This is a genomic window from Arthrobacter sp. K41, from assembly GCF_059089645.1.
The window spans coordinates 155,953-163,762 of the sequence record NZ_JBNHEW010000006.1; the positions used below are offsets into that span (position 1 = coordinate 155,953).

Below are 7,810 nucleotides of genomic sequence, written 5' to 3' on the forward strand. Positions count from 1 at the left end.
TGGCACCCATCCTGCCCCATGCGGCACGCACTTCGTCAGGGGGAACGCAGATCGGCCTGGCGCTCGCCGTCGTCGATCTGCTTGTCCTGGCCTTCTGGGCGGGTCACGTGCTCGGCAGAAGAACGCACTCCAAGGAGCAGGAACTTCTTCGCAGAAAATTGGAGGGGTGCAGTGGTGGCTTTCTGCGTCAAAATGGCAAGGTACAGCACCGGCACAGCCAACCCAAGGAGGAGTCTGATGAGCCACGTAACAACCAGTCCTGAGGCAGCAGCCGCGGCGCAAAGCCTTTTCCGGGTTGCGCTTGGAGGTGTTCTTATTGCTCACGGATCCCAAAAACTCTTTGGGTGGTTCGGCGGGGGAGGGCTCGAAGGTACCAGCAAGGGCATGCACGCCATGGGTTTCCGTCCCGCAAAACCCAGCGCAATCCTCGCCGGTGTAGGTGAAGCTGGAGCAGGTGTTGCCTTGGCCCTGGGCCTGGCTACCCCTGCCGCCGGCGCCGCCGCTGCAACCACGATGGGTGTGGCTGCAAGCGTTCACGCGCCGAACGGCTTTTTTGCCACTGAGGGCGGCCTGGAGTACCCGGCGGTGCTGGGTTTGGCGGCAGTGGCGTTCACTATCGGTGGTTCCGGCCCCTTTTCCCTGGACGCCCTAACCGGTCACGTGCTGGACCGGCCCTGGATGCGCGCCACCGCTCTGGCTGTGATCCCCGCAGCCATGGGCATCCAGATTTACCGCCGGCGCAAAGCCCTGGCAGCCGACGCGCAGGTGCCGGCTGTAGCCACCCCGCCGGAAGAAGGCTGAGGGAAGCCGGCGCGCCGCGACTGTCGACGGCGGGCACATCCCGCCGTCGTCCACTTGCGATGGGCGGCCGGGTAAGGGGCAGAATTCCCGAACCATCGGACGGTAATTTTGCATCCCGCTCCCTAACACGGTAACGTGTGAGCCGTGTCACCGAACAGTGGCATGTGCTGATGATCTGCGGCGGGAGAGTCCTGCCGGTACGTTCTGCAGGCGCCGTAGGAGCAAATCCTCCCCAGGAATCTCTCAGGCCCACGTACCGCCGCGGCAAGGCAACTCTGGAAAGCAGTCCGGGCAACCGGGCTCACCGACGGTGCAAGTGGCGCTCTGCAAAACGCAGGGCAACGCAAAACTCTCAGGTCCGATACAGAGCGGGGAGGAACCCGAATCAACGTGGAGCTTAGGCGCCACCTGAATTATGGAGTTCCTCTCATGACGGTTCATTCGTCCCCTACCACCTTCGCAGACCGCCATATCGGCGCGCGCCGCCAGTCCGACATCGACACCATGCTCAAGGCCGTTGGCTACGACAGCGTTGATGGCCTCGTTGACAGTGCGGTCCCCGATTCCATCCGCCAGGACACGCCGCTCACCCTCGAAAGCGCCCTGAGCGAAGTCCAGGTCCTCGCCGAGCTCCGCAAGCTTGCGGGCAAGAACAAGATGGCCGTGCAGATGATCGGCCAGGGCTACTACGACACCGTGACCCCGCCGGTGATCCGCCGCAACATCCTCGAAGCACCCGCCTGGTACACCGCCTACACGCCGTACCAGCCCGAGATCTCCCAGGGCCGGCTCGAGGCGCTGCTGAACTTCCAGACCATGGTCCAGGACCTCACCGCACTCCCGGTGGCCAACGCCTCCCTCCTCGACGAAGCCACCGCCGTGGCCGAAGCAGTCCTCCTGATGCGTAGGGCCAACAAGTCCAAGACGGCCAAGGACGGCAAGACTGTCCTGGACGCCGACCTCCTCCCGCAGACCATCGCCATTGTGCTGGGCCGCGCGGAGGCCCTCGGGTTCGAAGTGGAAATCGCCGATCTCGCGGACGGCCTGCCCGACGGCGACATCAACGGCCTGGTCCTCCAGCAGCCCGGCGTCTCCGGCCGCGTCTGGGACCAGTCCGCCGTCATCGCCGAGGCGAAAGACCGCGGCGCGCTGGTCACCGTCGCCGCCGACCTCCTGGCCCTCACCCTCATCACCCCGCCGGGCGAGCAGGGCGCGGACATCGCCGTCGGCTCCACCCAGCGCCTGGGCGTCCCGCTGTTCTTCGGCGGCCCGCACGCCGCCTACATGGCCGTCCGCCAGGGCATGGAGCGCACCCTTCCGGGCCGCATCGTGGGCGTTTCCAAGGACGACGCCGGTGTCCCCGCCTACCGCCTGGCCCTCCAGACCCGCGAGCAACACATCCGCCGCGAGAAGGCCACCTCCAACATCTGCACCGCGCAGGCGCTTCTGGCTATCGTTTCATCGTTCTACGCCGTCTACCACGGCCCCGACGGACTGAAGGCCATCGCCGAAACCGTCCACAACAACGCCCGCGCCCTGGCCACCACGCTGAAGATTGCCGGCCGCGAACTGGTGTCCGAGAGCTTCTTCGACACCGTCACCGTCCGCGTGCCCGGCAAAGCCGCCAAGGTGATCACCGCCGCCGAAGCCCGCGGCATCAACCTGCGCCTCATCGATGCGGACACAGTTGGCGTGTCAGTCGATGAAACCACGACGCCGGAGGTCCTCTCCGCGGTTGTTGTCGCCTTTGGCGCCGGTCCGGTCGTGGAGGCGTCCGGGTTCGAACTGCCCGAACCGGTGCTGCGCACCTCCACCTACCTGCAGCACCCGGTGTTCAACACCCACCGCTCTGAAACACAGCTGCTGCGTTACATCCGCCGTCTTTCGGACCGGGACCTGGCGCTGGACCGCACCATGATCCCGCTGGGCTCCTGCACCATGAAGCTGAACGCCACGGCCGAGATGGAAGCTATCTCCTGGCCGGAGTTCGCCTCCATCCACCCGTTCGCTCCGGATTCCCAGACCGAGGGCTGGCGTGAGCTGATTTCCGGGCTTGAAGCGGATCTTGCGGAGATCACCGGGTACGACCAGGTGTCCATCCAGCCGAACGCCGGCTCCCAGGGTGAGCTCGCGGGCTTGCTGGCCATCCGCGGCTACCACCACTCCCGTGGCGAGGCCCAGCGCAACGTCTGCCTGATCCCGGCGTCGGCCCACGGCACCAACGCCGCTTCCGCCGTCCTCGCCGGCATGAAGGTGGTTGTGGTGGCCACCGCAGCCGACGGCACCATTGACCACGCCGACCTGGAAGCCATGATTGAGGCCCACAGGGACGTCCTCTCGGCCATCATGATCACCTACCCGTCCACCCACGGCGTATACGATTCCGATGTTCGCGAGGTCTGCGACGCCGTCCACGCCGCCGGCGGCCAGGTGTACGTTGACGGTGCAAACCTGAACGCTTTGGTTGGCCTCGCACAGCCGGGCAAGTTCGGGGGCGACGTCTCCCACCTGAACCTGCACAAGACCTTCTGCATTCCGCACGGCGGCGGCGGCCCCGGCGTCGGCCCGGTCGCTGCCAAGGCGCACCTGGCGCCGTTCATGCCGGGTGACGCGAACAAGGCAGCGCACGAGGAGGGACACGGCGTCGCAATCTCCGCTTCGCGCTTCGGCTCCGCCGGCGTGCTCCCGATCTCCTGGGCCTACGTGAAGCTGATGGGCGGTCAGGGGCTCACCGAGGCAACCAAGTCCGCGCTGCTCGCCGCCAACTACGTGGCGGCCCGGCTGGACGAGCACTTCCCCGTCCTCTACACGGGTACCAGCGGGCTGGTGGCCCACGAGTGCATCCTGGACCTGCGCGAGCTCACGGCCAAGACCGGCGTCACCGCCGAGGACGTGGCCAAACGGCTCATCGACTTCGGCTTCCACGCCCCCACGCTGTCCTTCCCCGTGGCAGGCACCCTCATGGTGGAGCCCACCGAGTCCGAGGACCTCGCGGAGATCGACCGGTTCATTGAAGCCATGATCACCATCCGCAGGGAAATCGACCAGGTGGCTGCCGGTGACTTCACTGTGGAGAAGTCCCCGCTGCGCAACGCACCCCACACGGCAGCCGCCGTCGTCTCCTCCGAATGGAACCGGACCTACCCGCGTGAGCAGGCTGCATTCCCCCTGGCCTCGCTCCGGCAGGACAAGTACTTCCCGCCGGTGGGCCGCATCGACGGCGCAGCAGGGGACCGCAACCTGGTCTGCTCCTGCCCGCCACTTTCAGAGTTTGAGAACTAAGGAATTTGTGATGACCGAGAATTACACCGCGCTGTACGAGCAGCACAAGATTTCAGGGGCCTCCTTCACCGATTTCGGCGGCTGGCAGATGCCCCTGAAGTACAGCTCCGAACTGGCTGAACACCACGCCGTGCGCAATGCCGCCGGGCTGTTCGATCTCTCCCACATGGGCGAGGTCTGGGTCACCGGCCCCGACGCAGGAGCCTTCCTGGACTACGCCCTGGTTGGCAAGTTGTCCGCCGTGGCTGTGGGCAAGGCCAAGTACACGCTGATCTGCCAGGAAAACGGCGGCATCATCGATGACCTCATCACGTACCGCCTTCCCGCGGCTGCGGACGGAACAGCGAAGTACCTCGTGGTTCCCAACGCGGGCAACGCCAAAGCAGTGGCCGCTGCCCTGGCCGAGCGGGCTGCCAACTTTGATGTCACCGTCGAGGACGTCAGCGCGGAGACCTCGCTGGTCGCTGTGCAGGGACCGAACGCGGCGGCCATTTTGCTGGCACTGGTTCCGGCTGAGCAGCACCCGCTGGTGACTGAACTGAAGTACTACGCGGCCGTTGAGGTGGGCATCGCGGTCAACGGTACTGTCCAGGAGCTGCTGCTGGCCCGCACCGGCTACACCGGCGAGGACGGCTTCGAAATCTATATCCCCAACGAGGACGCGCCCGGACTGTGGAACGCCCTGCTGGAGGTCGGCGCCGGGCACGGCCTGATCCCCGCTGGCCTGGCCTGCCGTGATTCGCTCCGCCTGGAAGCCGGCATGCCGCTGTACGGCAACGAACTCTCCCGCGAGGGCAACCCCTACGCCGCCGGCCTTGGCCCCGTTGTTTCGCTGGCCAAGGAATCAGACTTCATCGGCAAGGCCGTTCTGGCCGAACTCAAGGCACTGGGCGCCGGTTCCACGTCCGGCCGCAAGCTCGTGGGGCTCAAGGGTTTGGGCCGCCGCGCCGGCCGCAGCCACTACCCGGTCCTCAAGGACGGCAACGTCGTGGGCGAGGTGACCTCCGGCCAGCCAAGCCCCACCCTGGGGTACCCCATCGCCCTGGCCTACGTCGACGTCGAACACTCCAACCCCGGCACCGCCCTGGAGATTGACCTCCGCGGCAAGCCGGAGCCGTTCGAGGTAGTGCCGCTCCCGTTCTACAAGCGCCAGCAGTAGCGACGCTCTCTCACTTGATGCGCGTTCTGTCCCAACGCCCACTCACTTGATGCGCCTTTTGGCCTGACGCTCTCTCACTTGACACACCTACCTAAGGAAACACACATGGCAAAAGTTGTTGCTGAACTGAAGTACTCCGCCGAGCACGAGTGGGTTGCTGCTGACGGATCCGGCCCTGCCAACATTGGTATTTCGGCCGTCGCAGCCGAAGCGCTGGGCGACATCGTCTACGTGGACCTGCCCGAGGTGGGCTCCACGGTGACCGCGGGGGAGACCTGCGGCGAGGTTGAATCCACCAAGTCCGTCTCGGACCTTTATGCGCCTGTCACCGGCGAGGTGGTGGAGACCAACGACGAAGTGGTTTCCGACCCCGCCCTGATCAACAACGATCCGTACGGCGCCGGCTGGCTCTTCAAGGTAGCCGTGACCGAAGAGGGTCCGCTGCTGTCCGCTGAAGAGTACGCTGCAGCAAACGGCGGCGAGCTGTGAGCGGCGCGGGCATGACGGCCACGGCAGCTTTCGAGCAGGTGGTCTCCCCGTCCCTGGACGCGGACTTGTCCGCCCTGGATCCTGAGATCGCAGCGAAGATCGACGACGAACTGACCCGCCAGTGTGACGGCCTGGAGATGATCGCGTCGGAGAACCACACCGCCGTCGCCGTCATGCAGGCGCAGGGTTCGGTGCTGACCAATAAGTACGCCGAAGGCTACCCAGGCAAGCGCTACTACGGCGGCTGCGAGCACGTGGACGTTATTGAACAGCTCGCCATCGACAGGATCAAGGCATTGTTCGGCGCGGAGTTCGCCAATGTGCAGCCGCACTCCGGTGCGCAGGCCAACGCCTCGGTGATGCACGCGCTGATCAAGCCGGGCGACACCATCATGGGCCTGAACCTTGCCCACGGCGGACACCTCACGCACGGCATGAAGATCAACTTCTCCGGCAAGCTCTACAACGTGGTGCCCTACGGCGTCCGCGAGGACACCCACACCGTTGACATGGCCGAGGTGGAGCGCCTGGCCCAGGAGCACAGGCCCGCGCTGATCGTGGCAGGCTGGTCCGCCTACGCCCGGCAGCTGGACTTCGCCGAATTCCGCCGCATCGCCGACTCCGTAGGCGCCTACCTGATGGTGGACATGGCCCACTTCGCCGGGCTTGTGGCCGCGGGACTGCACCCCTCACCGGTGCCGCACGCGCACGTCACCACGTCCACCACGCACAAAACCCTCGCAGGCCCACGCGGCGGCATCATCCTGAGCAACGACGCCGACATCGCCAAGAAGATCAACTCGGCTGTGTTCCCGGGCCAGCAGGGCGGTCCGCTGGAACACGTCATCGCCGGCAAGGCCGTAGCGTTCAAGATCGCCGCGTCCGACGAGTTCAAGGAACGGCAGGAACGCGTCCTGACCGGCGCCCGGATCCTGGCCGAGCGCCTGGTCCAGCCGGACGTCACCGCCAAGGGCATCAGCGTGGTTTCCGGCGGCACTGATGTGCACCTGGTCCTGGTGGACCTGCGCAACTGCGAGCTTGACGGCCAGCAGGCCGAGGACCGCCTTGCGGCCATCGATATCACCGTCAACCGCAACGCCGTCCCGTTCGACCCGCGCCCGCCCATGGTCACCTCCGGCCTCCGCATCGGCACCCCCGCCCTTGCCACCCGGGGCTTCGGCGAAGCTGCCTTCCGCGAGGTTGCGGACATCATCGCCGAGGCTTTGACGGCCGACGCCGGCACGGACCTTTCGGGGTTGCGCGCACGTGTGGAGGCCCTTGCCGCCGCCCACCCGCTGTACCCAGGCATCACCAACCTCGCCTAACCCACACCGACCTGCGTCTTTTAGTTAGGAACCAAGCACATGGCTGTTGGCGTTTTTGATCTCTTCTCCATCGGTATTGGCCCCTCCAGCTCGCATACCGTGGGGCCGATGCGGGCCGCCGCCGTGTTCGCGGAGGAGCTCAAGGGCCTCGGCAAGCTGGCGGAGGTGGCGTCGTTGCGGGTTGACCTGTATGGGTCGCTCGCGGCGACGGGCCATGGGCATGGGACGATGACGGCGATCCTGCTGGGGTTGGAGGGGTTCCATCCGGAGCTGATTCTGCCCGATGAGGTGGAGGAGCGGCTGGCGGCCATTGCAGAGACGGGGATGCTGCAGTTGGCTGGTGCGGTGGCCCTGCCGTATGGAGTGAAGGACATGGTGCTGCGGCCGTTGACGGTGCTGCCGCGGCACACCAACGGGATGACGTTCACCGTGTCCGACGCCGGCGGCAACGTCCTGCATACGGCGACGTTCTTTTCGGTGGGCGGCGGGTTCATTGTCCGGGAGGGTGAGGAGGACGCGGCGCGGCAGGAGCTGGAGGAGTCCAAGAAGGAGCTGCCGTTGCCGTTCCGGACCGCTGCGGAGCTGTTGGAGCATTGCCGGGAGACCGGCCTGGGTATCAGTGATGTGATGCGGGTGAACGAGGAGGACAGCCGTTCGGAGGAGGAGATCCGGGCGGGTCTGCTGCATATTTACTCGGTGATGGAGGGCTGCGTGGCGACGTCCTTGAAGCGTGAGGGGGTGCTGCCCGGGGGGT

Annotated in this window: 7 protein-coding genes and 2 riboswitches; of the genes, 6 read left to right on the plus strand and 1 reads right to left on the minus strand. The window is 66.0% G+C overall.

From position 1 onward, the window contains the following. Nucleotides 1-35 precede the first annotated feature (35 nt). On the minus strand, nucleotides 36-191 hold the full coding sequence (locus AC5RTE_RS14950) for a hypothetical protein (RefSeq protein WP_494042162.1): 156 nt from the start codon (nucleotides 189-191) through the stop codon (nucleotides 36-38). 46 nt (nucleotides 192-237) lie between these two features. On the opposite strand from AC5RTE_RS14950, the gene AC5RTE_RS14955 reads away from it, so the two are divergent. The 6 genes from AC5RTE_RS14955 to AC5RTE_RS14980 all read left to right on the plus strand — a co-directional run. Continuing rightward, nucleotides 238-801 carry a DoxX family protein gene (locus tag AC5RTE_RS14955; RefSeq protein WP_494042163.1) on the plus strand — a complete coding sequence of 188 codons (564 nt, stop codon included), beginning with the start codon at nucleotides 238-240 and terminating at the stop codon, nucleotides 799-801. 171 nt (nucleotides 802-972) lie between these two features. Next, a riboswitch (glycine riboswitch) is annotated at nucleotides 973-1,070 on the plus strand. 1 nt (nucleotide 1,071) lies between these two features. After that, nucleotides 1,072-1,178: riboswitch (glycine riboswitch) on the plus strand. Nucleotides 1,179-1,230: 52 nt separating this feature from the next. Further along, the gene (gene gcvP, locus AC5RTE_RS14960; protein WP_494042164.1) at nucleotides 1,231-4,083 is read left to right on the plus strand and encodes an aminomethyl-transferring glycine dehydrogenase; all 2,853 of its coding nucleotides are present in this window, start codon (nucleotides 1,231-1,233) and stop codon (nucleotides 4,081-4,083) included. Between the two features lie 10 nt (nucleotides 4,084-4,093). After that, nucleotides 4,094-5,242, plus strand: coding sequence for a glycine cleavage system aminomethyltransferase GcvT (gene gcvT, locus AC5RTE_RS14965; RefSeq protein ID WP_494042165.1), 1,149 nt, complete (start codon nucleotides 4,094-4,096; stop codon nucleotides 5,240-5,242). Between the two features lie 105 nt (nucleotides 5,243-5,347). After that, entirely contained in the window at nucleotides 5,348-5,731 is a 384-nt protein-coding gene (gene gcvH, locus AC5RTE_RS14970; protein ID WP_494042166.1) for a glycine cleavage system protein GcvH, read from the plus strand. Between the two features lie 11 nt (nucleotides 5,732-5,742). After that, nucleotides 5,743-7,056, plus strand: a complete 1,314-nt coding sequence (gene glyA, locus AC5RTE_RS14975) for a serine hydroxymethyltransferase (RefSeq protein WP_494042167.1) — start codon at nucleotides 5,743-5,745, stop codon at nucleotides 7,054-7,056. Nucleotides 7,057-7,095: 39 nt separating this feature from the next. Then, nucleotides 7,096-7,810: serine dehydratase beta chain (locus AC5RTE_RS14980; protein WP_494042168.1), on the plus strand; the 715-nt coding region annotated here is incomplete at its 3' end.

Excerpts from the sequence above, each read along its gene's own strand:
- glyA (WP_494042167.1), top strand. The coding sequence starts at position 5,743 with ATGACGGCCACGGCAGCTTTCGAGCAGGTGGTCTCCCCGTCCCTGGAC.
- AC5RTE_RS14955 (WP_494042163.1), top strand. The coding sequence starts at position 238 with ATGAGCCACGTAACAACCAGTCCTGAGGCAGCAGCCGCGGCGCAAAGC.
- gcvP (WP_494042164.1), top strand. The coding sequence starts at position 1,231 with ATGACGGTTCATTCGTCCCCTACCACCTTCGCAGACCGCCATATCGGC.
- gcvT (WP_494042165.1), top strand. The coding sequence starts at position 4,094 with ATGACCGAGAATTACACCGCGCTGTACGAGCAGCACAAGATTTCAGGG.
- gcvH (WP_494042166.1), top strand. The coding sequence starts at position 5,348 with ATGGCAAAAGTTGTTGCTGAACTGAAGTACTCCGCCGAGCACGAGTGG.